This is a genomic window from Nocardia barduliensis (genome assembly GCF_013315795.1).
Classification (GTDB): Bacteria; Actinomycetota; Actinomycetes; order Mycobacteriales; family Mycobacteriaceae; genus Nocardia; species Nocardia barduliensis.
Genome location: NZ_JABLTE010000025.1, coordinates 23,861 through 50,224 on the forward strand (window position 1 = coordinate 23,861; position 26,364 = coordinate 50,224).

22 protein-coding genes are annotated in these 26,364 nt (G+C 69.8%); 7 read left to right on the forward strand and 15 right to left on the reverse strand.

What is annotated here, in order from left to right:
- Positions 1-93: 93 nt before the first annotated feature.
- From uvrC to HOV91_RS13345, 3 genes are all read right to left on the reverse strand, one after another.
- Positions 94-2,103 carry an excinuclease ABC subunit UvrC gene (gene uvrC, locus HOV91_RS13335; protein ID WP_174185695.1) on the reverse strand — a complete coding sequence of 670 codons (2,010 nt, stop codon included), beginning with the start codon at positions 2,101-2,103 and terminating at the stop codon, positions 94-96.
- A 121-nt stretch (positions 2,104-2,224) separates the two neighbouring features.
- Positions 2,225-2,650 (reverse strand): hypothetical protein, encoded by a 426-nt coding sequence (locus tag HOV91_RS13340; RefSeq protein WP_174185696.1) that lies wholly within the window; start codon positions 2,648-2,650, stop codon positions 2,225-2,227.
- Positions 2,651-2,806: 156 nt separating this feature from the next.
- Positions 2,807-3,496, reverse strand: a complete 690-nt coding sequence (locus tag HOV91_RS13345) for an HAD family hydrolase (protein ID WP_174185697.1) — start codon at positions 3,494-3,496, stop codon at positions 2,807-2,809.
- Positions 3,497-3,647: 151 nt separating this feature from the next.
- Between HOV91_RS13345 and HOV91_RS13350 the strand changes: the two genes are divergently transcribed.
- Positions 3,648-5,597: a gamma-glutamyltransferase family protein gene (locus HOV91_RS13350; RefSeq protein ID WP_174185698.1), complete on the forward strand. Its 1,950-nt coding sequence runs from the start codon at positions 3,648-3,650 to the stop codon at positions 5,595-5,597.
- Positions 5,598-5,672: 75 nt separating this feature from the next.
- Here the strand turns inward: HOV91_RS13350 and HOV91_RS13355 are convergent, their stop codons facing one another.
- The 5 genes from HOV91_RS13355 to HOV91_RS13375 all read right to left on the reverse strand — a co-directional run bounded on the left by HOV91_RS13355 (position 5,673) and on the right by HOV91_RS13375 (position 9,818).
- Positions 5,673-6,212, reverse strand: coding sequence for a GNAT family N-acetyltransferase (locus HOV91_RS13355; RefSeq protein WP_174185699.1), 540 nt, complete (start codon positions 6,210-6,212; stop codon positions 5,673-5,675).
- A 70-nt stretch (positions 6,213-6,282) separates the two neighbouring features.
- Positions 6,283-6,783 (reverse strand): PH domain-containing protein, encoded by a 501-nt coding sequence (locus HOV91_RS13360; RefSeq protein ID WP_174185700.1) that lies wholly within the window; start codon positions 6,781-6,783, stop codon positions 6,283-6,285.
- Positions 6,784-6,785: 2 nt separating this feature from the next.
- Positions 6,786-7,265, reverse strand: coding sequence for a 6,7-dimethyl-8-ribityllumazine synthase (ribH, locus tag HOV91_RS13365; RefSeq protein WP_174185701.1), 480 nt, complete (start codon positions 7,263-7,265; stop codon positions 6,786-6,788).
- A 30-nt stretch (positions 7,266-7,295) separates the two neighbouring features.
- Complete coding sequence (locus tag HOV91_RS13370; protein WP_063017728.1) at positions 7,296-8,540, reverse strand: bifunctional 3,4-dihydroxy-2-butanone-4-phosphate synthase/GTP cyclohydrolase II; 1,245 nt, start codon at positions 8,538-8,540, stop codon at positions 7,296-7,298.
- A 654-nt stretch (positions 8,541-9,194) separates the two neighbouring features.
- Entirely contained in the window at positions 9,195-9,818 is a 624-nt protein-coding gene (locus HOV91_RS13375; RefSeq protein ID WP_174185702.1) for a riboflavin synthase, read from the reverse strand.
- A 557-nt stretch (positions 9,819-10,375) separates the two neighbouring features.
- On the opposite strand from HOV91_RS13375, the gene HOV91_RS13380 reads away from it, so the two are divergent.
- Positions 10,376-10,846 carry a hypothetical protein gene (locus tag HOV91_RS13380; protein ID WP_174185703.1) on the forward strand — a complete coding sequence of 157 codons (471 nt, stop codon included), beginning with the start codon at positions 10,376-10,378 and terminating at the stop codon, positions 10,844-10,846.
- Between the two features lie 6 nt (positions 10,847-10,852).
- Here the strand turns inward: HOV91_RS13380 and rpe are convergent, their stop codons facing one another.
- Positions 10,853-11,509, reverse strand: a complete 657-nt coding sequence (gene rpe / locus HOV91_RS13385) for a ribulose-phosphate 3-epimerase (protein WP_174185741.1) — start codon at positions 11,507-11,509, stop codon at positions 10,853-10,855.
- 96 nt (positions 11,510-11,605) lie between these two features.
- Here rpe and HOV91_RS13390 point away from each other — a divergent pair, with 96 nt between their 5' ends.
- Complete coding sequence (locus HOV91_RS13390; RefSeq protein ID WP_174185704.1) at positions 11,606-12,028, forward strand: ATP-binding protein; 423 nt, start codon at positions 11,606-11,608, stop codon at positions 12,026-12,028.
- Positions 12,028-12,891 carry an RNA polymerase sigma factor SigF gene (locus HOV91_RS13395; protein WP_280494920.1) on the forward strand — a complete coding sequence of 288 codons (864 nt, stop codon included), beginning with the start codon at positions 12,028-12,030 and terminating at the stop codon, positions 12,889-12,891. Before HOV91_RS13390 ends, HOV91_RS13395 begins: the two co-directional genes overlap by 1 nt.
- Positions 12,892-12,897: 6 nt before the next feature.
- Here HOV91_RS13395 and HOV91_RS13400 read toward each other — a convergent pair whose 3' ends face one another.
- The 5 genes from HOV91_RS13400 to HOV91_RS13420 form a co-directional block, all read right to left on the reverse strand.
- A complete protein-coding gene (locus tag HOV91_RS13400) occupies positions 12,898-13,248 on the reverse strand; it encodes an MmcQ/YjbR family DNA-binding protein (protein WP_174185705.1) in 351 nt (116 codons plus the stop codon).
- Between the two features lie 53 nt (positions 13,249-13,301).
- Positions 13,302-14,711 carry an RsmB/NOP family class I SAM-dependent RNA methyltransferase gene (locus HOV91_RS13405; protein WP_438822657.1) on the reverse strand — a complete coding sequence of 470 codons (1,410 nt, stop codon included), beginning with the start codon at positions 14,709-14,711 and terminating at the stop codon, positions 13,302-13,304.
- 236 nt (positions 14,712-14,947) lie between these two features.
- On the reverse strand, positions 14,948-15,871 hold the full coding sequence (fmt, locus tag HOV91_RS13410) for a methionyl-tRNA formyltransferase (protein ID WP_174185707.1): 924 nt from the start codon (positions 15,869-15,871) through the stop codon (positions 14,948-14,950).
- A complete protein-coding gene (gene def / locus HOV91_RS13415) occupies positions 15,871-16,437 on the reverse strand; it encodes a peptide deformylase (RefSeq protein WP_174185708.1) in 567 nt (188 codons plus the stop codon). Before def ends, fmt begins: the two co-directional genes overlap by 1 nt.
- Positions 16,438-16,603: 166 nt before the next feature.
- Complete coding sequence (locus tag HOV91_RS13420; protein ID WP_312884593.1) at positions 16,604-17,341, reverse strand: NAD(P)-dependent oxidoreductase; 738 nt, start codon at positions 17,339-17,341, stop codon at positions 16,604-16,606.
- Positions 17,342-17,428: 87 nt separating this feature from the next.
- Here HOV91_RS13420 and HOV91_RS13425 point away from each other — a divergent pair, with 87 nt between their 5' ends.
- From HOV91_RS13425 to HOV91_RS13435, 3 genes are all read left to right on the forward strand, one after another.
- Positions 17,429-18,121, forward strand: coding sequence for a TetR/AcrR family transcriptional regulator (locus tag HOV91_RS13425; RefSeq protein WP_174185744.1), 693 nt, complete (start codon positions 17,429-17,431; stop codon positions 18,119-18,121).
- Positions 18,122-18,358: 237 nt separating this feature from the next.
- Entirely contained in the window at positions 18,359-22,891 is a 4,533-nt protein-coding gene (locus HOV91_RS13430; RefSeq protein ID WP_174185709.1) for a HAMP domain-containing hybrid sensor histidine kinase/response regulator, read from the forward strand.
- The gene (locus tag HOV91_RS13435; protein ID WP_174185710.1) at positions 22,891-25,275 is read left to right on the forward strand and encodes a SpoIIE family protein phosphatase; all 2,385 of its coding nucleotides are present in this window, start codon (positions 22,891-22,893) and stop codon (positions 25,273-25,275) included. Before HOV91_RS13430 ends, HOV91_RS13435 begins: the two co-directional genes overlap by 1 nt.
- A 142-nt stretch (positions 25,276-25,417) precedes the next feature.
- Here HOV91_RS13435 and HOV91_RS13440 read toward each other — a convergent pair whose 3' ends face one another.
- The gene (locus HOV91_RS13440) at positions 25,418-26,353 is read right to left on the reverse strand and encodes an AraC family transcriptional regulator (RefSeq protein WP_312884594.1); all 936 of its coding nucleotides are present in this window, start codon (positions 26,351-26,353) and stop codon (positions 25,418-25,420) included.
- Positions 26,354-26,364 lie beyond the last annotated feature (11 nt).

Genomic DNA, 26,364 nt, shown 5'->3' on the forward strand with positions numbered 1-26,364 from the left:
GGGGTGCCTTCCGATCATCGCGCACCGGTTTCGGTATCGGGCACAGACACACAACGTACGCGAAACCGAAACTTCCGGTGCACTGTCGACTGTCTATTCGGACTCGAGGGCCGCAAGGACCGCTTTCGCGGTCGCCATCCCGATGCCGGGCACCTCGGTGATCTCCTCGACCGTGGCCTGCTTCAGCTTCGCCACCGACCCGAAATGCGTGACCAGCGCGGTCCGGCGCGCCGCGCCGAGACCCGGCACCGCGTCCAGCGCCGAGGCGGTCATCCGGCGCGAGCGTTTGCTGCGATGGAAGGTGATGGCGAAGCGGTGCGCCTCGTCGCGGACCCGCTGCAGCAGATACAGCGCCTCGCTGGTGCGCGGCAGGATCACCGGGTCGCTCTCGCCCGGCACCCACACCTCCTCCAGCCGTTTGGCCAGGCCGATCACCGCGACATCGGTGATGCCCAGCTCGTCGAGCACCTCGGCGGCCGCCGCGACCTGGGGCGCGCCGCCGTCGACGACGTAGAGATTGGGCGGGTAGGAGAACTTGCGCGGGCGTCCGGTGCGGGGATCGATGCCCGGACGGGAGGTCAGGTCGAGCGCGTCGTCGTCGGGTCCCGAGGCGGCGAGGTCTTCGTGTTCCATCAGGTCGCGCTCGCGGCGCAGTTTGAGGAACCGGCGGCGGGTCACCTCGGCGATGCTGCCGACATCGTCGGAGCGGCCCTCGCCGGCCGCCTCCTTGATCGTGTAGTGCCGGTAATCGGCCTTGCGGGCCAGGCCGTCCTCGAAGACCACCAGCGAGGCGACCACGTCGGTGCCCTGCACGTGGCTGACGTCCACGCACTCGATGCGCAGCGGCGCGGTGTCCAGGTCGAGCGCGTCCTGGATCTCCTGCAGCGCTTGCGATCTCGAGGTCAGGTCCCCCGCCCGCTTGAGCTTGTGCTGGGCCAGCGCCTCCATCGCGTTGCGCTGCACGGTCTCGGCGAGCGCCTTCTTGTCCCCGCGCTGGGGCACCCGCAGCTTCACCGCCGAGCCGCGCAGATCCGACAGCCAGTGCTGAACCTGATCGAGGTCGGCGGGCAGTTCGGGCACGAGCACCTCGCGCGGCACCACGGCGGCGGGCTGCTCGCCTGCCGCCTGCTCGGCCACCGCGACCTGCTCGCCGTAGAACTGGGTGAGGAACTGCTCGACCAGCGCGGCGAGCTCACCGCCCGCCTCCGGGACGTCGACCGCGTCACCCGATTTGTCGACCACCCAGCCGCGCTGGCCGCGCACCCGGCCGTCGCGCACGTGGAAGACCTGCACCGCCACCTCCAGCTCGTCGGTGGCGAAGGCGATCACGTCGGCGTCGGTGCCGGTGCCGAGCACCACCGCCTGCTTCTCCAGGGCGCGGCGCAGCGCTTGGACGTCGTCGCGCAGCCGGGCGGCGACCTCGAAGTCCAAGTCCTCGGCGGCCTGGTGCATGCGGCGCTCGAGCTCCCGGACCAGGCGGTCGGTGCGGCCCGCGAGGAAGTCGCAGAAGTCCTCGACGATCGCGCGGTGCTCGGCGGCGCTGACCCGCCCGACGCACGGCGCCGAGCATTTGTCGATATAGCCGAGCAGGCAGGGGCGTCCGATCTGGCGATGCCGCTGGAAGACTCCGTTGGAGCAGGTGCGCGCGGGAAACACGCGCAGCAGCAGATCGAGCGTCTCGCGGATGGCCCAGGCGTGCGCGAACGGACCGAAATAGCGGACGCCCTTGCGGCGCGCGCCACGGTAGACGAACAGCCGCGGGTACTCCTCGTTCAGGGTGACCGCGAGCACGGGGTAGGACTTGTCGTCGCGGTAGCGGACATTGAAGCGCGGATCGAATTCCTTGATCCAGTTGTATTCCAGCTGCAGCGCCTCCACCTCGGTGGAGACGACCGTCCACTCGACGCTCACGGCCGTGGTGACCATCTGCCGCGTCCGCGGATGCAGGTTCGCGACGTCGGCGAAGTAGGAGTTCAGTCTGCTGCGCAGGCTCTTGGCCTTGCCGACGTAGATCACCTGTCGATGGGCGTCCCGGAACTTGTAGACACCGGGTTCGACGGGAATCGTGCCCGGCGCGGGCCGGTACGTCGCTGGATCTGCCACCCATCCAGCCTATCGGCGCGGTCGGACACGATTCGTCCGCAGCCCACGCCCCCGCCGAGCGGAGGGTCGGCCGCCTGTCGACCGCGCCCGGCGGCCCGGCCACCGCGACGCCCGGGACGGCTCAGAGTGCGCGGACGCCGAACCACGCCTTGGCTTCCTGGCGGCACAGCAGGTGCACGACAGCGCCCGAGGTGGCGAGCGAATAGGCCGCCGCGACGACGCCGACGACGGGCGGGACGGTCGCCAGGTCCCGGATCGCCCAGCATCCGAGGAACGCCTGCAAGACGGCCAGCGTGAGTGTCAGCCTGCGCACCGCGGGCGCTCCCTCGGTGAATCCGAGCACGAGCAGACCCAGCGCCCAGGCCACGCAGAACTGCGTGGATGCCGTGGCGGCCGCGTCGCCACCCCGGGTCAAGTTCATCAGCACGGGATAGGCGAGTCCGAAACCCGCCATCCCGGCGACGGCTCCTCGCACGTCCCTAACCGCTTCCGGCATGGTGGTTTCCACGCCGATGGAGGGCTCCTCACCGGAGAACGCCAAGCTCACAGCCGTACCCCCGTTGGTACCGAACCTTTCGGCGCACCCTGCGAATACGCCGAAATCGCACCGTAACACGGTGACCGCGCGCACAAGCCGGAGTTCGGCAAATGAACCAGAGGTTGCGACGAGGTGCGCGCCACGCGGCTCGACCGGCCGAGGGAACTACTCCATCAGACCGTGCCGCCGCAGGGCGGTCAGCAGCGCGTCCGGACGCTCGGCGGTGGGCCGGGCCTCCACCAGCGCGAATCGGCTGCCCAGCGCCTCGGCGCCGCCGTCGGCCTCGGCGCTGTCGCCGATCATCAGCGCCGCCTCGGCGGGCACGCCCAGTTCGCCGAGAGCGGAGTGGAAGATCTCCGGATCGGGTTTCATGGCGCCGACCTCGTAGGAGAAGGTGAACGCGCCGACCAGCCGATCCCAGCCGCGCGCCGCGAACGACGGACGGATGTCGAACGGGATGTTGCTCACCACCGCGACCGGAACACCCTGCGCCGCCAGCTGGTTCAGGACCACCGCACTGTCGGGGTACGGCGTCCACTCCAGCGGGTCGAGCAGGCGGGCGTACAGCCGCTCGGCATCCTCGTCGGTGGGCACGCCCGAGCTGCGCAGCACGTGCATCATCACCTTGCGGTGCAACGCCGGGTCCAGGTCGCGATGGTCCCAGGCGTACTGCGTCTCGGCGTCGAATTCGGCGATGTGGTCGACCGGCGCCGTCATCCGCCGCATGATCTCGGCCTTCTCGCTCACGTCGAACGCCCGCCCGTCCGGCCAGGTCAGATCCGCGTACCAGGATTCGTCGTCCTCCAGCCGGAACAGGGTGCCGGAGAAGTCGAACAGCACCGCCTCGATCGCCACCCGGCCAGCCTACCGACGGACCGCCCGCCGCCACCGCCGAGCGCGGGACGACCGCAGTCACCCTCGGCTCGACACACGCTGCGGCCAGGTCGATTTCGCGGGTGGGAAGGAAACCGGCGCGGCTGTCGGTACCGGAGGTTAGAGTCCGGGCATGGGGCGCAAGCGAGGAAGTTGGGCCGCCGCCGTGGCGGCGTTCGCACTCACCGTCGGGACGGCCACCGCCTGTTCATCCGGTGAAAGCCGGGCGGGTGGCGTCTGCGAGACGGTTCCGAACGGCACCCCGGTCGCCGCCGCGACGAGCCCGGCGGGCAGCGGCAGCAAGGATCTCAGCACCAATCCGGAGATAGCCACCGGCTATCGCTCGAACATGACGCCGGTGCGCACGCACACCTTCGCGGTGTCGACGGCCAACCCGGTGTCGACCAAGGCCGCCTGCGAGGTCCTGCGCGACGGCGGCACCGCGGCGGACGCGCTGATCGCGGCGCAAACGGTGCTCGGTCTGGTGGAACCCCAGGCGTCCGGTATCGGCGGCGGCGCGTTCCTGCTCTACTACGACGCGAACACCGCGACCGTCGACGCCTACGACGGCCGCGAGGTGGCCCCCGCGGCCGCCACCGAGAACTACCTGCGCTGGGTCAGCGACACCGACCGCACCGAGCCCAAGCCGAACACGCGGGCCAGCGGCCGCTCCATCGGCGTACCCGGCGTGCTGCGGATGCTCGAACTGGCACATCGCGACCACGGCAAGACCGCGTGGCGCGAGCTGTTCGACCCCGCCATCGGCCTGGCCGATCAGGGCTTCCCGATCAGCCCCCGCCTCGCGGGCCAGATCGCGGAGTCGGCCGCGGAGCTCGCGGCCGACGAGGACGCCAAGGCGTATTTCCTCGAGCCGGACGGCAAACCGAAGGCCGCCGAGACCGTACTCACCAACCCCGCCATGGCCAAGACGCTGAGCGCCATAGCCACGGAGGGCGCCCAGGCCTTCTACACCGGCGCCATCGCCCGGGACATCGTCGCGGCGGCGGGCCGGTCCTCCGGCGGGCGCACCCCGGGCCTGATCACGACCGAGGACCTGGCCGGCTATCAGGCGAAGAAGCGCACCGCCTTGTGCACGGGCTACCGGGAGCACGAGATCTGCGGCATGCCCAACCCCTCGTCCGGCGGCATCACCGTCGCCGCCACCCTGGGCATCCTGGAGAACTTCGACCTGGCCACCATGCGGCCCGACGACATCGACCGCAACGGGGGCAAGCCCGACCCCCAGGCCGTGCACCTCATCTCGGAGGCCGAACGCCTCGCTTACGCCGACCGCAACAAGTACGTGGCCGACCCGGATTTCGTCCCGCTGCCGGGCAATTCGGCGCAGACCCTGCTGAATCGGGATTACCTGCGGCAGCGCGCCGGGCTGATCGATCCCAACCGCAGCATGGGCACCGCCCAACCGGGCGACTTCGGTCCCGTGCCGCTGGGCGTCGGCCCGCAGCCGCCCGAGCACGGCACCAGCCACATCTCGGTGGTCGACCGTTACGGCAACGCCGCGGCGATGACCACCACCGTCGAGTCGGCGTTCGGCTCGTTCCACCTGGTCGACGGATTCGTGCTGAACAACCAGCTCACCGACTTCAACGCCGACCCGCTGGGCGCCGACGGCGTGCCGATGGCCAACCGCATCCAGCCCGGGAAGCGCCCGCGTAGTTCGATGAGCCCGACGCTGGTGTTCGGCAAGGCCCCCGACGGGTCGCGTGGCGAACTCACCCACGTCGCGGGTTCGCCCGGCGGATCGGTGATCATCCAGTTCGTGGTGAAAACGCTGGTCAACATGTTCGATTGGGGGCTGGACCCGCAGCAAGCGGTCTCCGCGGTCGCGTTCGGGGCCGGAAACAGCCCGTCCACCGGCATCGGCGGTGAGCACCCCGCGATCGACGCCGCCGACAACGGCGACCACGACCCGCTCGTGCTCCGGCTACGTCAGCTCGGCCATCAGGTCTCGGTCGCCCCTCAGGTCAGCGGCCTCAGCGCCCTGAAACGCACCGGCACGGACGGCTGGATCGGCGGCGCGGACCCACGGCGCGAAGGCGCGGTCCTCGGCGACGCCCACTGACCGGCCCGTAGCAGCGGGCTCGATCGCGCCGGTCCGTTCACCGTCGCGAATCGGTGTACTCGGCGATAGGGACCGTCAGGTCGTTCGTCGCATCGGATACACCACCGGCCCCCGGCCGATCGCCAGCTCGCCCTGCGGCTCGAAGCCGAACCGGCGGTAGAAGGGCACGGTGCCGCTGGTGTTCGAGATCAGGAAGCAGTCCTGCTCGGCCGCCGAGAGACGCCGCTCGAGCAGCGTGGTCGCCAGCCCGCGCCCTTGCGCGCCTGGCAACGTCCCGATGGCGGCCAGGTACAAGTGCGGCGTCGCCGGGCGCGCGTGCTCCATCTGCCGCCCGGCCGCCAGTGCCCGCGCCGCGCCCGGCCCCAGTGCGCGCAGCAAGGTCAGCGGCTTGGCCATCGGCGATATCGCGTTCGCGGGCTCCCACAGCGCCACGCAAGCGAGATCGCCCTGCGCGTCGTGCACCGAATCGACCAGCCCGTTCTTCCGGCGCGCGGCGATGCGTGAATACCAGAACAGCGGCAACGCTTTTCGCCGCCGCGACGCGTCCGGCCAGAAGTAGGTCATCAGCGGATCGTCGGCGAAAGCCGCCGCGAGGACGAACGCACCTGGCTCCATATCGGCCAGGCTAGACCGACCTTCGCACCGGTGCGCAGCGAACTGTCCGGGGGCGAACGGCTCGGCCCGCTCACTCGCTCCCGGAGTACTTCGCGCCGAGTTCGCGCAGCCGGGTCATCGCCCGCGCCGCGTGCTCCTTGTCGTTGGAGCGGATCGCCAGCAGCGGGACGTAGTCGTCGTCGGCCAGTTCCAAACGCGCCCACGACTTTCGGTCCGGAAACGACACGCCCCGGATGTAGTCCCACGGAAAATCGTTGTCGCCCAGGATGTTCCGCACCGACACGCCCCGCGCACCGGCCCGCACCCGCGGCCTGGTCAGCAGCAGCACCGCCGCCGCGCCGAGCACGCCGATCCCGATCATCGCGATCTGATCGACCACCCGGAAATTGACGCCGGTCGACCCGCTGCGCAACCAGATACCGCCGACGGTGAACGTGGCCGCGACCAGCACCGCCACGATCCAGGCCGTCCGCACCGCGCGCCGGGGCCGCACTTCGAACTCCCACTCGGAGGCGTCGCCTGCCGTCGCGGCCGATCCCACGTTCCTGCGGAAGATACGGACGACCGGCATCGCTACGCGGACTGCCGCAGGGCCCGCAGCGTCAGCGCGGCGTCCAACGCCGCGGCGGCCGCCTGCTCGCCCTTGTTCTCGGGTGATTCCGGCAGCCCCGCCCGATCCAGCGCCTGCCGCTCGGTATTGGTCGTGAGCACACCGTTCGCGACCGGCGTGCCCTCGTCCAGCGAGACCCGGGTGAGCCCCGCGGTCACCGCGTCGCACACGTACTCGAAGTGCGGCGTGTCACCGCGGATCACCACGCCGAGCGCCACCACCGCGTCGTGCGACTTGGCCAGCTCCTGAGCCACCACCGGCAGCTCCATGGCACCGGCGCAGCGCACCACGGTGATCTGCTGGACGCCCGCCTCCTTGGCCACCCGCTCGGCGTTCGCCACCAGGGTGTCGCAGATCTGGGTGTGCCAGCGCGAGGCGACGATGCCCAAGGAGAGGTCCTTGGCGTCGGCCAGCGCGAAAGTCGGTACCCCGGTACCGCTCATCGATATCCGCCTTTCCGGTTCGCTCGCAGTTCAGTGCGCCGTCTCGCCCAGATCGAGCTCGTCGAGCCCGATCAGGTCGTGCCCCATCCGGTCCCGCTTGGTGCGCAGGTAACGCAGGTTCTCCGCGTTCGCCCGCAACGGCATCGGCACCCGCTCGGTGATCCGCAATCCGTAGCCGTCCAAGCCGACCCGCTTGGCCGGGTTGTTCGTGAGCAACCGCATCGACCGCAGACCCAGATCCACCAGAATCTGCGCGCCGGTGCCGTAATCGCGCGCATCGGCGGGCAGACCGAGCTCCAGATTCGCGTCCACCGTGTCGTGGCCGGAATCCTGCAGCTGGTAGGCCTGCAGCTTGTGCATCAGGCCGATGCCGCGCCCCTCGTGACCGCGCATGTACAGCACCACGCCGCGCCCCTCGGCCGCCACCATCTCCAGCGCCGCGTCAAGCTGCGGACCGCAGTCGCAGCGCAGCGACCCGAACACGTCGCCGGTCAGGCACTCCGAGTGCACGCGCACCAGCACGTCCTCGCCGTCACTGATGTCGCCGCGCACCAGCGCGACATGCTCCACCTCGTCATAGATGCTCTGATAGCCGACGGCCATGAACTCGCCGTGCGCGGTGGGGATGCGGGCCTCGGCGACGCGCACCACATGCTTCTCGTGCCTGCGCCGCCACGCGATCATGTCCGCGATCGAGATCAGCGCGAGCTCGTGCTCGTCGGCGAAGACGCGCAACTCCTCGGTGCGGGCCATATGGCCCTCGTCCTTCTGGCTGACGATCTCGCAGATCACGCCCGCGGGCCGCAACCCGGCCATCCGGGCCAGATCCACCGCCGCCTCGGTGTGGCCGGGGCGACGCAGCACGCCACCGTCCTTGGCGCGCAACGGCACTACGTGGCCGGGACGGGTGAAATCGTCGGCCTTGGCGTCGGCGTCGGCCAGCAGCCGCATGGTGGTGGCGCGGTCGGCGCCGGAGATACCGGTCGTGACGCCCTCGCGCGCGTCCACCGAGACGGTGTACGCGGTGCCGTGCTTGTCCTGGTTCATCGCGTACATCGGCGGCAGGCCGAGCCGGTCGCAATCGTCACCCGTGAGCGGCACACAGATGTAACCGGAGGTATAGCGGATCATGAAAGCGACCAGCTCCGGGGTGGCCTTCTCCGCCGCGAAGATGAGGTCGCCCTCGTTCTCGCGGTCCTCGTCGTCGACGACGACGACCGCCTTACCGGCGGCGATATCGGCGACTGCGCGCTCGATGCTGTCGAACCTGGTCACGTCTGCTGTGCTCCATCTCGAAATAGGTGCCTCACCACAGTACTGTGTTCGATTTGCAGCGCCTGCGGCGCTGCGTGTTCGCGGCTGTGTTGGTTTTCCCAGCGCCTGCGGCGCTGGGTGTTCGCGGCCCCTTTGTGGCTCGCGTCCGAGCGGCCGCCGCTGGCGACTTCGTCGCGGACGCGGCGGCCGCTCGGACGCGAGCCGGGCCGCGAACGGCGCATGCTCGGTCTCGCTCCGCTCGAAAGGCGGAGTGAGGTTCGTCTGAGCGCGTGTGATGGTGAGCACCGGACCTTGGGGTTCGCCGCTTTTGTCGGCATGGGGGCGAGCGATCGGGAGTGGCTTCGGCCGCGTGGCGAACACGACGGCATCCGAAATGATTGCCACGACGGATGCTCTGTCTCGGTGCGCTCATGGACCGGAACGAAGCGGGTTCGGCCGTGGGGCGAGGCGAGCTGGGTCATCGTGATCGCTTTCCCGGTTTCGGCTCGTGCGGAAATGCCGCGCGCGCCGGTGGGCCGCCTGCGGCGGTCAGCGCGAGGCGGCGTGTCCGCCGACGCCCGACCGCTCCGAGCGCAAGCTCGAGACGGCTTCGCACGCGCTTCCCCGGCGCGCACCCTCGTCCGGCGTGGGCGCGGACGGGCGGGGCGGTCACGGCTAGCCGCGCTGCTGGAGGCGTTCGACGTACTTGGCGATCACGTCGACTTCCAGGTTGACGGTGGTGCCGACGGTGGCGAAACCGAGGTTGGTCAGCGAGAGGGTGGTGGGGATGAGGGAGACCTCGAACCAGTCGCGGCTGCCGGTCTCGGCGGGCTCGTCGGAGACGCCGAGTCCGGAGACGGTGAGCGAGATGCCGTCGACGGTGATCGAACCCTTCTCCACGACGTACCGGGCGATGTTCTCCGGCAGCGAGATCCGGACCACGTCCCAGTTCTCCGAGGGGGTGCGCGAGAGGACGGTGCCGGTGCCGTCGACGTGGCCCTGAACCAGGTGGCCGCCGAGCCTGCTGTTCAGCGCCGCGGCACGCTCCAGATTCACCTTCGAACCGACGTCCAGCTTGCCGATGCCGGAGCGGTTGAGCGTCTCGGCCATGACGTCGACGGTGAACGAGTCGCCGCCGACCACGTCCACGACGGTCAGGCACACCCCGTTCACGGCGATCGAATCACCGTGTCCGGCATCGGAGGTCACCAGCTTGCCCTTGATCGTCAACCGCGCGGCGTCGGTCAGCCGCTCGCTGGCGACGATCTCGCCGAGCTCCTCGACGATGCCTGTGAACATGTGCTTCGACTCCCTGTCGCGTCGTTGTCTTCGAGTTCCGGAACAGCGCGAGGCCCGGCCGCTATTCCCGCGCCCTCAGCCTAACGACGCCCGGTCGTAGGAGATAGCGGCGTTCCCGATCCACGCGGAACGGCTTCGCGACGGGGTCGTAAGCAAACCGCTGGGCGGCCGGGACCGGCCGGAACCGGCCGGTCCCATCGAAAGTGGAACGAAGTATGCCCGAACATGCCGCGTTTCCGCGGCGATACGGGGCCGGGCATTCGTTCGAGGACTTTCGGCATACCACGCGAATTAATTACCCCGAGTGGTCCCGATTCTTTGTCGATACCCGAAAGAAACACGATTATAACGCAGTTTCCGCGCATCCACGACACGGAAAGCGATATCGTTATGCGGCTGCCTTCTCGTGTTCAACTATTCCGAACAAGTAGTTCGATGTGCCGCTCTACCTGGGACGCACGGCGTTCGCCCGTACCGCCCGCCACACGACTTCACTACTCGAGAAAGCCGGAGACGACAGTGGGACAAATCTGGTCGGACACAGTTGGAGGCGCGGTGTGACCACTTTTCTCGATTCGACGCCGGAAGTTCGCTGCCTGCGTTATCGCCGCGAATTCCAGCTGCCCGCATCGATGGATCCCGGTTCGCACCGCATTCTCCTGCACATCGGCGTCGACTACGGCGCGGTCACCATGCCCGCCGAACTCGGCGAGCGGGTGCTGCGGCGACTGGTCCAGGACGGAAAAGCCGGACCGGTCGTCGACCACCCGCGGGCCAGGCACTGGACCTTCCTCACCGGCCCGGCCGGACCCGACGCGTTCAGCCCGGCGGTCTCGGCCGAGTTGTTCCGGCTGTACGCGGCGGTGGCCTGCCCGGGCAGTCAAGTGGTGCTGCCTTCCCCGGAGGACGAGCGCACCGGATACCGCATCTGGATCAGGTCGCCGGAGTCCGGTGCCCGCCGCCCGCCGCTCAGCGCCGTGCTGGAGACGATCCGCGCGGTCGCCGCGCGCAGAACCCCGGCCCGATAGCGCTTTTCAGTGCACCCACGCCGAGGCCGCCTGCCTGCGCAACTTCTCCACGGTGGCCCCCGGATCGGCGGTGCTGTAGACCGCGGAACCGGCGACGAAGCAGTCCACGCCGGCCTCCGCGGCCGCCTCGATGGTGTCGGCATTGATGCCGCCGTCGATCTCGACCAGCAGCCGCAGTTCACCGGAGTCGACCAGGTTCCGCACGACGCGCGCCTTCGCCAGCACCTCGGGGATGAACGACTGCCCGCCGAAACCCGGTTCCACGCTCATCACCAGCAGCGTGTCGAATTCGCGCAGGATCTCCAGGTACGGCTCGATCGGCGTGCCCGGCTTCACCGAGAGCCCCGCCTTAGCGCCCGCGGCGCGGATATCGCGCGCGACCGCGATCGGATCGTCCGTCGCCTCCGCGTGGAAGGTCACATTGTGCGCGCCCGCCTCGGCGTACGGCGGCGCCCAGCGGCCGGGATCCTCGATCATCAGATGGCAGTCCAGCGGGATCTCGGTCGCCTTCAGCAAACTTTCGACCACGGGAAGCCCGATCGTGAGATTCGGCACGAAGTGCGCGTCCATCACGTCCACGTGCAGCCAGTCCGCGCCTGCTACGGCGCCTGCCTCCCGCGCGAGGTGCGCGAAGTCGGCGGAGAGGATGGACGGAGCGATCATCGGAGCGGCCGGACGCGGGTAAGTCGGGTTGGACACAACGCCGGAGTCTAACGGTACCGAGGGTTGTCCAGAGCAGGAGTGGGTAGCCTGCATAGGGTGATCAATATATCGGCGGAACAGGGGCTCTACAGCACCCCGGTGGAGATTCGGGTGGCGGCATCGGTGACTCAACTGCCCATCGTGCGTGGGCTCGCCGAAACTCTCGTCCTACTCAGCGAATTCACGCTGGACGAGGTGGCCGACATCCGGCTGGCCGTCGACGAGGTCTGCTCGACGCTGATCGCGGTCGCCGCCCCGGATACGAGCCTGAACTGCCGGTTCACCGTCGGTGACACCGAACTGCTCGTCCGGGTCGAGGGCATCGCCGAGAAGCCGGGGCTGCCCGACCAGCGCAGCTTCGGCTGGCACGTGCTGCGCACGCTCACCGACGCGGTGGACGCGACACAGGATTCGTTCGATGCGACAGTCTCCGGATATCCGACGACGGTCCAGTTCCGTCGGGTCCGGGGGAAGGCGTAGTGGCGGACGAGGACACCGTGTTCGACGCACAGCGCGACGAGGACTCCGACACTTTGACCGCTGAGGATGCCGCCGACGACAGCGAAACCCTGGAAGCGGCCGGTGCGGTCCCCGGGTACGACGACGTCGGACTGCTCTTCGAGCAACTGGCGGGCAGCGAGGCAGGGACGGCGCGGCACACCGCGCTGCGAGCCGAGTTGATCAGTCGCTGCATTCCGCTCGCCGATCACATCGCGCGCAAGTTCAGCGGACGCGGTGAGCCGTTCGACGACCTCACCCAGGTGGCGCGGGTCGGCCTGGTGCACGCGGTGGATCGGTTCGACGTCGAGCGCGGCTCGAACTTCCTGTCGTTCGCAGTGCCGACGATCATGGGCGAGGTCCGCAGGTACTTCCGCGACAACACGTGGGCGATGCGGGTGCCGCGCCGGGTCAAGGAGACTCACCTACGCATCGGGGCGGCGATCGATAGCCTCTCCCAGACCCTCGGCCGCTCGCCGACGGCGAAGGAGATCGCCGCGGAGCTGGACGTCGATCCGGACGAGGTGACCCAGGCGGTCATCGCGGGCAACGCCTACCAGCCGAGCTCGATCGACGCGGCCACGCTCGGCCGGGACACCGACGCCTCGCTGCTGGACACCCTCGGCGAGGAGGAGTCCCAGTTCGACCGCGTCGAGGAGTACGTCGCGATCCGGCCGCTACTGGACGGGTTGCCCGAGCGGGAACGACGCATCCTCACCATGCGGTTCTTCGAATCGATGACCCAGACCCAGATCGCGCAGCAGATGGGCATCTCGCAGATGCACGTCTCGCGCATCCTCGCGAAAACCCTCGCTCGGCTGCGCGAACAGTCCAGCCGGGAATGAGCGGGCTCAGCGGGCGCCGCGTTCGCGCAGCGCGCGCACCTTCGCCGGAGCGGTGAGCCACCACGCGTCGTCCAGCAGTTCGCGCAGGTGGTCGGGCGCGACGCGATCCAGGTCGATCAGGATGTAGGCGTAGCCGTCGTAATGCGGCGTGGTGTAGAAGGCCGCGTCGCCGGAAGCCAGCAGCGCCTCCTTCTCGGCGAGGTCACAAGCCAGGGCGAGACCACCCTCGGCCTCGCTGCGCAGCCGGGCGAATCCCTTCCCGCCGACCTTCAGCGCCGGGCTGCGCCACCAGGTGGCTTCCTGCACCTCCGGGAGTTCGGTCGCCATCGCCACCACGTCCTGCCAGGTCATCGTCATGGGCCGAGTGTGCGGCAGGACGGCGCGTCCGGCTTGGACGAATGGAATCGCGCTCAGCGCGGCTTGCGCAACGCGGCCAGGAACATGGCGTCGGTGCCGTGCCGGTGCGGCCACAGCTGCGCCCCGGGTCCGTCACCGACGTCGGTGACACCGGGTAGCAGCTCGCGCGTGTCGAGTTGCTCGGCGCCCAGGCGGCGCGTGGCGTCGGCGACGATCGACACGGTCTCCGGCAGGTGTGGTGAGCAGGTCGAGTACACCACGACCCCACCCGGGCGCAGCAGATCCCATGCTGCGGTGAGCAATTCGCGCTGCAATACCACCAGGTCACGCACGTCGGCCGGGGTGCGCCGCCAGCGCGCCTCGGGCCTGCGGCGCAGCGCGCCGAGCCCGGTGCACGGAGCGTCCACCAGGATGCGGTCGTAGCCCGGGGTCAGTCCGCTGGCGCGACCGTCGACGACGTGGACGTCGACCGGCAGGTCGCGCACGGCCTTGCGCACCAGTTCGGCGCGATGCGCGGCGGGCTCGACCGCGTCCACCCGGAAGCCGTCGATCGCGGCGATCGCCCCGAGCAGCGCGGCTTTGCCACCCGGTCCCGCGCACAGATCGAGCCAGCGGCCGGTGTCCTGGCCGTCGAGCTCGGCCCTGGTCAGCGCCAGGGCCACCAGCTGGCTGCCTTCGTCCTGGACGGCCGCCATGCCCTCGCGCACCGGCTCGAGCTTGCCCGGGTCGCCGCCGTCGAGGTAGACCGCGTACGGCGACCAGCGCCCTTCCTCGCCGCCGGTCACCAGCGCGAGTTCCTCCGCCGTGATGTCGCCCGGACGGGCCACCAGGTGCACCAGCGGGCGCGCGTCGTCGGCGGCGAGCACCGCGCCCAGCTCCGCCGCTCGCGCTCCCAGCGCGTCGGCGAACGCCTGCGCGATCCACACCGGATGCGCGTACTCGAACGCCAGCCGCCCGACCGGGTCGGCGGGTGCGAGCGCCTCGACCCACTGCTCAGGGGTCTTCTCCCCCGCCCGCCGGAGTACGGCGTTGACGAAACCGGCCTTGCCCGCGCCTGCTTCGGCGCGTGCCAGCGCCACGGAGGTGTCCACGGCGGCGTGCGCGCCGATCCTTGTGCGCAGCAACTGGTAGACGCCGAGCCGGAGCACGTCCAGCAGGGAACCGTCGATCTCCTCGATCGACCGGCCCGCGCCTTCGGCGATCACCGCGTCGAGCAGGCCGAGCGACCGGCACGCGCCGTAGGCGAGTTCGGTGGCCAGTGCGGCGTCGCGCCCCGACAAACCCCGCTCGCGCAGCAGCGCGGGCAGGACGAGGTTGGCGTAGGCGTCGCGCTCCCGGACCGCACGCAGCACATCCCTGGCCACCGCTCGCGGCGGATCGGCGGGCGCTTTCCGCTGAGGTCGCCCGGCAGCTTTCACCCCTTGCCGCGCAGCTGCTTTGGGGCCGGTATTCGCTCGGCCCACTGCCCGCTGGCCCGTGGACCCGCGCCGCTCGTCACGATCGCGGCCGCCCGGCTCGGCTCGGCCGCTGCCGGACCGCTGATCGGACGCCCGTGGCCGCCCCGCACCGTCGCGGTCCCGCCGGGGGCCGCCCTGCGCACGAGCCCGGCCGGCCTCGCCGGAACGATTCGGCGCGGACGAGCGCTCTCCGCGCCGCCGCTCCCGTGCGCCGTCGTCACCGGGCCGATCGCCACGCGGCGTCATTCGACCACCGCGCCGGGCTGCAGGCGGGCGCCGCGGGCCCAGTCGAGCGCGGGCATCATGCGCTTACCCTGCGGCTGAACCTGATCGAGCCGAACGGCGGTGGTGGCGGTGCCGACGAAGACGCCGGACTTACGGACCTCGATCACGCGCTCCGGCAACTCGTCCTCGACCAGCTCGACCGGTCCCAGTTTCAGCCGGAGGCCGCCGACCTCCGTCCACGCTCCCGGAGCCGGGGTGACGGCGCGAATCCGCCTGCTGATGGCCAGCGCCGGTTGATCCCAGCGCACGTGCCCGGCCTCGACACCGACCTTGGGCGCATAGGAAACGCCGTCCGTCGACTGCGGGACCGCCTGCAACGTCCCGTCCTCCACCCCGTCGAGCGTCGCTTCCAGCAGACGGGAGCCGCTGTCGGCCAAGCGCTGCAAAAGGGTGCCCGCGGTGTCGGTGACCGCGATCTTCTCGGTGACCATGCCGAAAACCGGGCCGGTGTCCAGCCCGGCCTCGATCTGGAAGGTCGAGGCACCGGTGATCTCGTCACCCGCATCGATCGCCGCCTGCACCGGCGCCGCGCCCCGCCAGGCGGGCAGCAGCGAGAAATGCAGGTTGATCCAGCCGAAGCGCGGGATGTCGAGCAGTTGCTGGGGCAGCAGCGCGCCGTAGGCGACGACGGGGCAGCAGTCCGGCGCCAACTCGGTGAGCCGCGCGACGAATTCCGGCTCCGACGGCCGCCGCGGGGTGAGCACCGGGATGCCGTGTTCATCGGCCAGCTGACCGACCGGCGACCTGGTCACTTTCCGGCCGCGCCCGGCTACCGCGTCCGGCCGGGTCACCACGGCGATCACGTCGTGCCGCGCCGATTCCAGCAAACGCCGCAGCGACGGAACCGCCGGTTCCGGGGTCCCCGCGAAGACGACGCGCATCAGCGGCCGGCCCCGAACGGGTTGGGGCGGCCCGCGCCGCTCATCGAGCGTGCCGGGCGCACCGTCGTTCCCGCGGCGAACCACTCGGATTCGCGAATCACCCGCATCGCCTCCTTGCGCTGGGCCGGGTCCAGACGATCGATGAACAGCACACCGTCGAGGTGATCGGTCTCGTGCTGCACGCACCGCGCCAGCAGGCCCTCCGCCTCGAACGAGACCGGCGCGCCGTCGGCGTCCACACCCGAGGCGCGTACCCGCAACGCCCGGCGCGTGTCGTAGCGCACTCCGGGAATGGAGAGGCACCCTTCCGGACCGACCTGCTCCTCGTCGCCGACGACCTCCCACCGCGGGTTCACCAGATGCCCCGCGGCATCGCCGGTGTCGTAGACGAACACGCGCAGTCCGACCCCGATCTGCGGCGCGGCCATCCCGACCCCGCCGTCGTCGTGCATGGTCTCGGTCAGATCGGTCACCAGCTGCCGCAGATCGCGGTCGAACGCGGTGACCTCCGCGGCTCGGGCACGCAGAATGGGATCGCCGAACAGGCGAACGGGCTGGATGGTCACGGCTGGCTCCCGGAAGCGGACGAGTACGGTCGCCCCATTCTAGTGAGACGCCCGGAAATCCCCGATTCACCAGGCAGAAGCTGGTAGAACTCCTATGCGGTCCGGGCGGGGTGTCGATCCCTCCGCCCGGCCGCCCGGAAAGGTCCTGGTCAGCGACCAGCAGGCGTCACCGTTGTGCTGTCGAGTGCGCGACGGCGGCGGGGGTGTTGCGGCCGACGATGGCGGGGGCGCGGTGCACGAGCGCGTCGTCGGTGAGGGCTTCGACCATGAACAACGCGAAATCGGTTCGCCTGGTGCGGTTGTCGGCGAGCGCGGGATCACCCACGTGGTCGCGCCAGATGGGCAGGCCCTGGCCGGGACCTTCCTCGAGGTCGCTGCCGCGCACGACGGTCCAGCGGGTGTCGCTGGCGAATATCAGGTCGCAGGCGCGCACCTGGTCATCGAGGTCGGCGATGCGGGTGAGCCGGCCGACCAATCGGAACAGCGCCACGAACACGCGCAGACCTCGGGTGTAGCGGTCGCGTCCGTCGCGGGTGATATGCCAACCGCACGAGAAGATCAGCCGAGCGTGCGGCGCGGCGTGGTCGAGCACGGCGCGAGCGGTGCCCGAAGAGTAATCCCGCATGCCCCACGGGACGAGCACGGTGAGTACCCCGTCGCAGCCCTCGACCGCGCGGGCGATCACGGCGCGGTCGTCGGTGTCTCCCGGCACCACCCGGATCCGGTCGCCGAAGCGATCGAGTTTGCCGACACTGCGTTCCCGGCACACACCGGTGACCTCGTAGCCGCGGTCGAGTGCGTGCTGAACCATGTACTGCCCGAGCTTCCCCGAGGCTCCGACGATGCAGACCCGCCGCATCCGAGCGGCGCCCGCGGGGTCCGGCTTCGAATCTGTGGTGACCACTCCGCTCTCCCTTACAACATAAGGTCGCCTTACAAGCTAAGGTAGGCTTACGTCATAAGGTTGTCAAGGGTGCGGAGTGGGAGCGATATGGCCGGCGAGGCGAACAGTGGTGCGGAACAAAGGATTCCATTGACCCGGCAGCGTGTTCTGGCTGCCGCCGTCGCGGTCGCGGACGAGCAGGGAGTCCACGGCTTGACCATGCGCAAGATCGCCGATCGGCTCGGCGTCGAGGCGATGTCGCTCTACCATCACTTCGGCGGGAAGTCCGAGATCCTCGACGGCATGGTCGACCTCGTGTTCGACGAGGTCGATCCGCCCGATCGGAGTGCCGGCTGGCGCACCGCGTTGCGGGACCGCGCCGTCTCGCTCCGGGCGGCGTTGCGACGGCACCCGTGGGCGGTCGGCCTGATGGAATCGCGGGCCACCCCCGGTCCGGCGACATTGCGCCATCACGACGCGGCGATCGGCCTGCTGCGCGAGGCGGGCTTCTCACTCGTCATGACCGCGCACACCGTGTCGGTCCTGGACAGCTACATCTACGGATTCGTCCTCCAAGAGGTCAACATGCCGTTCGAAGGCGCTGCCGACCTCGAATCGGTCGCCGCGGGCATCCGACGATCCATACCCGCCGGCGAATATCCGCACTTCACCGAACTCATGACCGACCACGCCCTGCTTCCGGGCTACGCCTACGCCGACGAATTCACCTACGGACTCGATCTGATCCTCGACGGCCTCGCCAACCGCCACACCGAGCAGTCCCCACCTGAGCATCCTTGATCCGCATCGGCATTCGATGCCGACCGGTCTCAGCGGGGCCGTCATCGGCTGCGGGCAGCGGCGTATAGCAGCCGGTCCGGCGAAAACCGGATGCCGAACAGTGGGCTTCGTCAATGATACTTTCACAGACGTAGTCGCCGGTGTCTTCGTGTTCAGCAGCCAGCACAGCACCGATGGTCAGCGACCCGTCGTACGCGGTGTCGCGTCCGAATCGGGTGGGGCAGAACGAGGATGAGCATGACGGATACGGCGGCAGCTGCCCGCACCGCAACCGAGCAGGCAGTGACGGCCGCGGGCCAAGTCGAGTTGCGCCAACTGCTGGCGGGATTGACGGCGGTGCGCGACGGCGATTTCGGCACCCGGCTACCGACGGACGCCGACGGGCTGCTCGGCGAGATCGCGACGGTGTTCAACGGCATGGTGGATCAGCTGTCGCTGTTCACCTCCGAGGTCACCCGCGTCGCGCGCGAGGTGGGTACGGACGGGCGGCTGGGTGGTCAAGCCGATGTGCCCGGCGTGTCCGGCACCTGGAAGGACCTGACCGACTCGGTGAACGCGATGGCGGGCAACCTGACCAGTCAGGTGCGCGACATCGCCCAGGTCGCGACGGCCGTGGCGCGGGGGGACCTCTCCCAGAAGATCGACGTGGACGCCCGCGGTGAGATCCTGGAGTTGAAGGACACCGTCAACACGATGGTGGACCAGCTGTCCGCGTTCGCGGACGAGGTCACCCGGGTCGCGCGCGAAGTGGGTTCGGAGGGCAGGCTGGGCGGTCAGGCGGAGGTGCCCGGCGTCGGCGGTGTGTGGCGTGACCTCACCGCCTCGGTGAACTTCATGGCGGGCAACCTGACCGACCAGGTCCGCAACATCGCCCAGGTGACGACCGCGGTGGCGCGCGGCGACTTGAGCCAGAAGATCACGGTGAGCGCCCGCGGCGAGATCTTGGAGTTGAAGAACACCATCAACACGATGGTCGATCAGCTGTCGTCCTTCGCCGACGAGGTGACGCGGGTGTCGCGCGAGGTGGGCACGGAGGGCGCCCTCGGCGGTCAGGCCGATGTCAAGGGTGTCTCCGGTACCTGGCGGGACCTCACCGACTCGGTGAATTTCATGGCGGGCAACCTGACCGCCCAGGTGCGTTCGATCGCCCAGGTCGCCACCGCGGTGGCCCAGGGTGATCTGTCCCAGAAGATCAGGGTGGACGCCCGCGGCGAGATCCTGGAGTTGAAGAACACCATCAACACGATGGTCGACCAGCTCTCCGCCTTCGCCGACGAGGTCACCCGCGTCGCCCGCGAAGTGGGCACCGAGGGCAGGCTGGGCGGTCAAGCGGACGTCAAGGGCGTCTCCGGCACCTGGAAGGACCTCACCGAGTCGGTCAATGTCATGGCCGACAACCTCACCGCGCAGGTGCGTTCGATCGCGCAGGTCACCACCGCGGTGGCCCGCGGCGACCTGAGCCAGAAGATCCGGGTGGACGCCCGCGGTGAGATCCTGGAACTCAAGGAGACCATCAACACGATGGTCGATCAGCTCTCGGCCTTCGCCGACGAGGTCACCCGCGTCGCCCGCGAGGTCGGCACCGAGGGCAACCTCGGCGGCCAGGCGACGGTGCGGGGTGTGTCGGGCACCTGGAAGGACCTGACCGACAACGTCAACGTGATGGCCTCCAACCTGACCGGCCAGGTGCGTTCGATCGCTCAGGTCGCCACGGCGGTGGCGCGCGGTGATCTGAGCCAGAAGATCACCGTGGAGGCGAAGGGCGAGGTCGCGGCGCTCGCCGGGGTGATCAACACGATGGTCGACACGCTGTCGGCGTTCGCCGACGAGGTCACCCGCGTCGCCCGCGAGGTCGGCACCGAGGGCATGCTCGGCGGCCAGGCCCGCGTGCCGAACGTGGCGGGCACCTGGAAGGACCTGACCGACAACGTCAACTCGATGGCGAACAACCTGACCAACCAGGTCCGCAACATCGCCCAGGTCACCACCGCGGTCGCGCAGGGCGATCTGACCCGCAAGATCGACGTGGACGCCCGCGGCGAGATCCTCGAGTTGAAGACCACGATCAACACGATGGTCGACCAGCTGTCCGCGTTCGCGGCCGAGGTGACCCGCGTCGCCCGCGAGGTGGGGTCGGAAGGCAGGCTGGGCGGGCAGGCCGAGGTCGAGGGAGTCTCGGGCACGTGGAAGCGGCTGACCGAGAACGTCAACGGGCTGGCGGGCAACCTGACCCGCCAGGTCCGCGCGATCGCCGCGGTCACCAGCGCCGTGGCCGAGGGTGACCTGACCCGCTCCATCACCGTGGAGGCCTCCGGCGAGGTCGCGGAGTTGAAGGACAACATCAACGCGATGGTGGAGTCGCTGCGCGAGACCACCATGGCCAACCAGGACCAGGACTGGTTGAAGACCAACCTGGCCCGCATCTCCGGTCTCATGCAGGGACAGCGAGACCTGCATGTGGTGGCCGGGTTGATCATGGACGAGCTGGCGCCCCTGGTCTCCGCGCAGTTCGGCGCGTTCTACCTGGCCGATGACAGCGACGAGCAGCCGGAGCTGCGGCTGATCAGTTCCTACGGCAGTCCGGAGGAACCGGGCAGCCCGACGCGGTTCGCCTTCGGCCAGTCCCTGGTGGGCCAGGCCGCGCGCAGCCGCCGCACGATCGCCGTGGACAACGTGCCCGGCGACTACGTCACCATCTCCTCCGGACTGGGACAGACCGCGCCGCTCAACCTGCTGATGCTGCCGATCGTGGTGGAGGACCAGGTCCTCGGGGTGATCGAGCTGGCCACACTGCACCGCTTCACCCGCATCCACCGGGACTTCCTCGACCAGCTGATGGAGACGGTGGGCGTCAACGTCAACACCATCGTCGCCAACGCCCGCACCGACGAGCTGCTGGTCGAGTCCCAGCGCCTGACCACCGAACTGCAAGCCCGTTCGGAGGAGTTGCAGGTGCAGCAGGAAGAACTCCAGCGATCCAATGCCGAACTGGAGGACAAGGCGGCTCTGCTGGCCATGCAGAACCGCGACATCGAAGCCAAGAACCTCCAGATCGAGCAGGCCAGGCAGGAATTGGAGACCCGGGCCCAGCAGCTCGCGCTCGCTTCGAAGTACAAGTCGGAGTTCCTGGCCAATATGAGCCACGAACTGCGCACCCCGCTGAACAGTCTGCTGATCCTCGCGCAACTGCTGGCCCAGAACCCGAACCGCAACCTCACGCCCAAGCAGGTCGAGTACGCGGGCATCATCCACTCGGCGGGCTCGGACCTGCTGCAGTTGATCAACGACATCCTCGACCTGTCCAAGGTGGAGGCGGGCAAGATGGACCTCACGCCCGAGCGCGTGTCGCTGCGTCAGCTGCTGGACTACGTCGAGGCCACCTTCCGGCCGATGACCACCCAGAAGAGTCTCCGCTTCCGGGTCACGACTTCGCCCGGCCTGCCGGTCGACCTGCTCACCGACGACTCCCGGCTGCGGCAGGTGCTGCGCAACCTGCTGTCCAACGCGGTGAAGTTCACCGAGACCGGGTCGGTGCAGCTGCGGATCGAGCCCGCGGAGGCGAGCGAGCTGCCCGCCGCCGTTCGCCAGCACGGCCCTGCCGTCGCGTTCCGGGTGATCGACACCGGTATCGGCATCGCCGAACACCAGCTTGAGTCGATCTTCGGCGCGTTCCAGCAGGCCGACGGCACGACCAGCCGCAAGTACGGCGGCACCGGCCTCGGCCTGTCGATCAGCCGCGAGATCGCCTACCTGCTCGGCGGCGCCATCAGCGCCGAAAGCACGCTCGGCCAGGGCAGCACGTTCACGCTGTACCTCCCGGTCGCCCGGCCGGACTTCCAGGACGCACCGCCCCGTGAGCGAGAGGACGCGCAGCAGGCCGACAGCCGCCCGGAGCAGACTCCGGCTCCGGCCCCGCCCCAGCAGCACCGCCGATTGCTGGTCGTGGAGGAACGCCCGCAGGGCCTGCTGTCGCTGGTCGCGCAGAGCGCCGTCGCCGAACTGGCGGACAGCAACGACCCGCGCGGTCCGGTCCAGGTGGTCACCACGGTCGGGGTGGAGGAGGCGGCGGCGGCGCTGGCTGCCGAAGCGTTCCACTGCGTGGTGCTCGAGATAGACATGCCCGACGGCGCCGCGCTGCGGTTCTTGGAGACGATGGACGGAGACGCAGCGTTGAGCGGCGTCCCGGTCCTCGTCCACAACCGCAGGCTCGATGCCGAGCAGGAACGCGTGCTGCAACATCGCGTCACGCGCCAGCCGCTGGAGTTGTTGTCCAGCCTGGACGATCTGCGGGAACGGATCGCCCTGCACGTCACCGCCGAGGCGCCCGGCGACATGGTGCCCCTGGTACGTCGCGAGGACGCGCCTGCCGCCGCGCCGCAGCGTCCCGACGGCAAGCTCGAAGGCCGCACGGTGCTCATCATCGACGACGACGCCCGCAACCTCTTCGCGCTCAGCAGCATCCTCGAACTGCACGGCGTGAGCGTGCTGCACGCCGAGGACGGGCGCGAGGGCATCGACAAGCTGCTCGCTCACCCGGAGACGGATCTGGTCCTGATGGACGTGATGATGCCGGAGATGGACGGCTACACCGCGACGGCGAAGATCCGCGAGATGCCGCAGTACGAGAGCCTGCCGATCATCGCCGTGACGGCCAAGGCGATGCTGGGCGACCGCGAGAAGAGTCTCGCTTCGGGTGCCAACGACTACGTCACCAAGCCGGTCGACGCGGACGCGTTGATCACGTGCATCCAGCACTGGCTGGGTGTCTGATGACCGATCTGGAAAGCCCCGGCGCCCAGACCGGGACGACACCGAACGAGCCTCCGGGCGCGGGGGCAACCGTCCACCGCCTCGCGGCCACCGTGGAGCGGTTGCGCCAGCAGATCCAGCAGGCTCAGGCGACCGCCGACGGACGCGCGCTGATCGAGATGGCCAAGGGCGTCCTGGTCGAACGGCTGCGCTGCGGGCCCGCGCAGGCGGTGCGGCAGCTCGAGGCCCTCGCCGAGCAAGCGGGGATCACTCCGTTGGAGTTGGCCGCCGACCTGGTCAACCAGGCGGCTCAGGACAAGGTCAGCGCGGTGGTGGGGGAATTCCTGCTGCGTACCGCCACGACGGAGGAGCCATCGGCGGCTGTGCGTTTGCGCACCGCCGAGAGCGGGCTGCTGGCCGCCGGCGACACGCAACGCGTGGCGGAGTCGGTGCTGGAGCACGCCGTGACGCCGCTGGGCGCCACGGCGGTGGCGATCTGGTCCGCGGGCGCCGACGCATCGCTGACCCTGGCGGGTTTCGCCGGCATCGGCCCGCACGAAGCCGAGCGATGGCGATACGTGCCGCCCGGCGTGGCCACCCCGGCCCGGCAGGCGCTGGTAGAGCGCAACCCGGTGTGGATAGCGGACCTGGGCCGGTCCGGGCTGCCGTCGATCGGTGACCGCGACGGCGGCCGCGCGGCGATTCCGGCGGGCGCCGGGGGCAAGGTGGTCGGCGTGCTGGAGGTGTGCTGGCCGCGGCCGCTCGAGCCGCAGCCGCCGCAGGTGCACCGGCAGTTGGAGGCGCTGGCCGAGCTGTGCGCGCACACCCTGGAGTCGGATCTGGCCTCGGTGCGGGCACCGGTCCGTCCCGAGGTCGCCGAACTCGTGCGGCTCGCGGACGGCCTTTTCGACCCGGCGCTCGTGCTGCTGCCCCACCACGACGACGACGGCGCGCTCGTCGATTTCTGCATCCACCACGTCAACAGCTGCTTCGTCGACCCGGCGGGACGCCCCCGCGGCCTGGTCAACGGCGCGCTGCTGCTCGAGGCGTACCCGCTTGCCGCGGGTGAGGGGCAGCTGTTCGGGCGGATCGAGCACGTCTTCGCCACCGGCGAGACCTATCGCACCGACCGAGCGATGCTGACCGAACTGGTCGACCAGGTGCCGCTGACCGTCTCGACCGCGCTCAGCATCAGCCGCCATGGCGACACCGTGCTCGTCGTATGGCGGGTGGAGGACGAGACGGTGCGGCTGGCGGCGTTGTTGCAACACGCGCAGCGCCTGGGCCGGGTCGGCGGGTTCGAGGAGAACGCGGCCACCGGCGAGATCACGTGGAGCAGCCAGCTTTTCGCTCTCTACGGGCTGGCGCCGACCGCGGCTCCGATTCCACTCGCGCAGTTGCCGGGGCACGTCCACGACGACGACGCCGATGCGGTGGGGCGGTTCCTGCGGACCGTGCTGCGCTACCGCCGTCCGGCCTCCACCGCCTTCCGCCTGATCCGGCCGGACGGCGTGACCCGGCACATCCGGATCGTCGCCGAACCGGTCCTGGAGGCGGGGCACCTCGCCGCCATCCGCGGCGCCTATCAGGACATCTCCGCGCAGCACTGGACCGAGGTCGCGCTGTCGGCGACGCGCGACCGGCTCGCGCACACCGAGCAGCACGCCGCCGAACAGAGCCAGCTGGCGCGCCAGCTCCAGCAGGCGATCATGCCGGACGCGCAGCCGTCCATCGAGGCGTTCGGGCTGCGCATCGCGGTGCGATACCGACCTGCCGAGCAGGACCACACGGTCGGCGGCGACTGGTACGACGCGGTCGTGCTGCCCTCCAAACGGATCCTGGTGTCCGTCGGCGACATCACCGGCCACGGCATCAAGGCGGCCACCGGCATGGTCGTGCTGCGCAACGCCCTGCGCGGCCTCGCCGCGACGGGCGCCGGCCCGGGTCAGATGCTGACGTGGCTGAACCAGGTGGCCCACCACCTGTCGGACAACATTTTCGCCACCGCCATCTGCGGGCTCTACGACCCGCACACCCGGGTGCTGCGCTGGGCCCGCGCCGGCCATTTACCCCCGGTGCTGATACGCGACGGCCGAGCGTCCAGCCTGCCCATGCTGGCGGGGATGCTCCTCGGCGCTGTGGCGGAAACGACGTTCGAGGAAGCCGAAATCCAACTGGAACCCGACGACACCCTCCTGCTCTACACCGACGGGCTGATCGAGCGCCGGGATCGGCTGCTCGACGAGTGCGTGGAACGGCTACTCGCGACGTCGGCCCAGCTCACCGGTAGCCTGGACGACCGTCTGGACGAATTGCTCGACGGTAGCGATGCCGACACCGACGACGACACCTGCGTGGTGGGCATCCAAGTGGGACCGGGCCAGGACTCGTCGGGCAACGGCTAGCAGCCCTACACCCACGGCAGGACAGCAACCTTCGCCCACGAGCCCCGGCTTGGAGTTCCGCCGTGTAGCTCTCGGCCATCCCCGGGCCGCGGCCTCGGCGCTGACTCGTTGCGTTCCGGGGCCGGCCTCGACGCAGGCCCTTTCACGCTCCGAGGTCGGCGGTGGCGCGGAAATCGCTGGGGCGGATACCCCGATGTCGCTTGAACGCCGCACTGAAACCGAAAGCGTCCGCATAACCGACGGCCTTCGCCACCTGCGCCACAGTGAGGCTCCGGTCGGCCAGTAGTTCCTCCGCCTCGTCCATCCGGCATTCGGTGAGATACGCCAGGGGCGACTGCCCCATGACCTCGGAGAACCGCCGTGCGAACAGCGCCCGCGACACCCCCGCCTCGGCGGCCAGCGACGCGACCGTCCAACCGGCGGAAGGCTTTCCGTGCATGGCCGCCAACGCCGGCCCGACCACCGGATCGGCAGGCCCGCGATACCAACCGGGCGCGTCGGCGTCCAGCTCCTCGAACCAGTTGCGCAGCGTGCAGACCAGCGCCCAGTCCAGCAGCCGGTCCATCATCGCCTGTGCTCCGGCCGGACGCCGGGCCGCATCCGCGGCGATCGACTCCATCCACGCGCACACCTCCACATCGTCGGTCACGACCAGGACGGGCGGTACCGCACGCAGCAGCCGTTCGTGGCGCCGGCCGGTGGCCCGATAGGCGCCGACGATCAGAGCGGTCTCACCGGCGGGGTCGTTGCCCCAGCGACCGCTGTCCAGCGCGGGATCGCATTTCGCGTCCGGCGCGAAGCAGGCGACCTCGTATTCCTCGTGCGGCCGGCCGACAGTATCCGCGCGGTCGGCGAGGACGAACGCTTCCGGGCCACGCACGATCGCGGTGTCCCCGGCCGTGATACGACGCTCGAGACCGCCCGGCAGCAGCAGTGTTCCCCCACCGCGCAGCACGGTGACCATGGTCAGCGGTGCCTCGTCGGCGAACCGGATGCTCCACGGCGCTTCCAAGACCGCGGTGGTGAGCATGGCCCCCTCGGCACGGATACCGCCCAGCAGTTTGCTCAATGGATCCACACCATCGAGAG

Bases quoted from the DNA above. Each gene is read 5' to 3' on its own strand.
- HOV91_RS13355 (WP_174185699.1), bottom strand. From the start codon at position 6,212: ATGGAGCCAGGTGCGTTCGTCCTCGCGGCGGCTTTCGCCGACGATCCG.
- ribH (WP_174185701.1), bottom strand. From the start codon at position 7,265: ATGAGCGGTACCGGGGTACCGACTTTCGCGCTGGCCGACGCCAAGGAC.
- HOV91_RS13375 (WP_174185702.1), bottom strand. From the start codon at position 9,818: ATGTTCACAGGCATCGTCGAGGAGCTCGGCGAGATCGTCGCCAGCGAG.
- HOV91_RS13400 (WP_174185705.1), bottom strand. From the start codon at position 13,248: ATGACGATGACCTGGCAGGACGTGGTGGCGATGGCGACCGAACTCCCG.
- HOV91_RS13430 (WP_174185709.1), top strand. From the start codon at position 18,359: ATGACGGATACGGCGGCAGCTGCCCGCACCGCAACCGAGCAGGCAGTG.
- HOV91_RS13350 (WP_174185698.1), top strand. From the start codon at position 3,648: ATGGGGCGCAAGCGAGGAAGTTGGGCCGCCGCCGTGGCGGCGTTCGCA.
- HOV91_RS13360 (WP_174185700.1), bottom strand. From the start codon at position 6,783: ATGCCGGTCGTCCGTATCTTCCGCAGGAACGTGGGATCGGCCGCGACG.
- fmt (WP_174185707.1), bottom strand. From the start codon at position 15,871: ATGCGCGTCGTCTTCGCGGGGACCCCGGAACCGGCGGTTCCGTCGCTG.
- HOV91_RS13435 (WP_174185710.1), top strand. From the start codon at position 22,891: ATGACCGATCTGGAAAGCCCCGGCGCCCAGACCGGGACGACACCGAAC.
- rpe (WP_174185741.1), bottom strand. From the start codon at position 11,509: ATGATCGCTCCGTCCATCCTCTCCGCCGACTTCGCGCACCTCGCGCGG.
- HOV91_RS13425 (WP_174185744.1), top strand. From the start codon at position 17,429: ATGGCCGGCGAGGCGAACAGTGGTGCGGAACAAAGGATTCCATTGACC.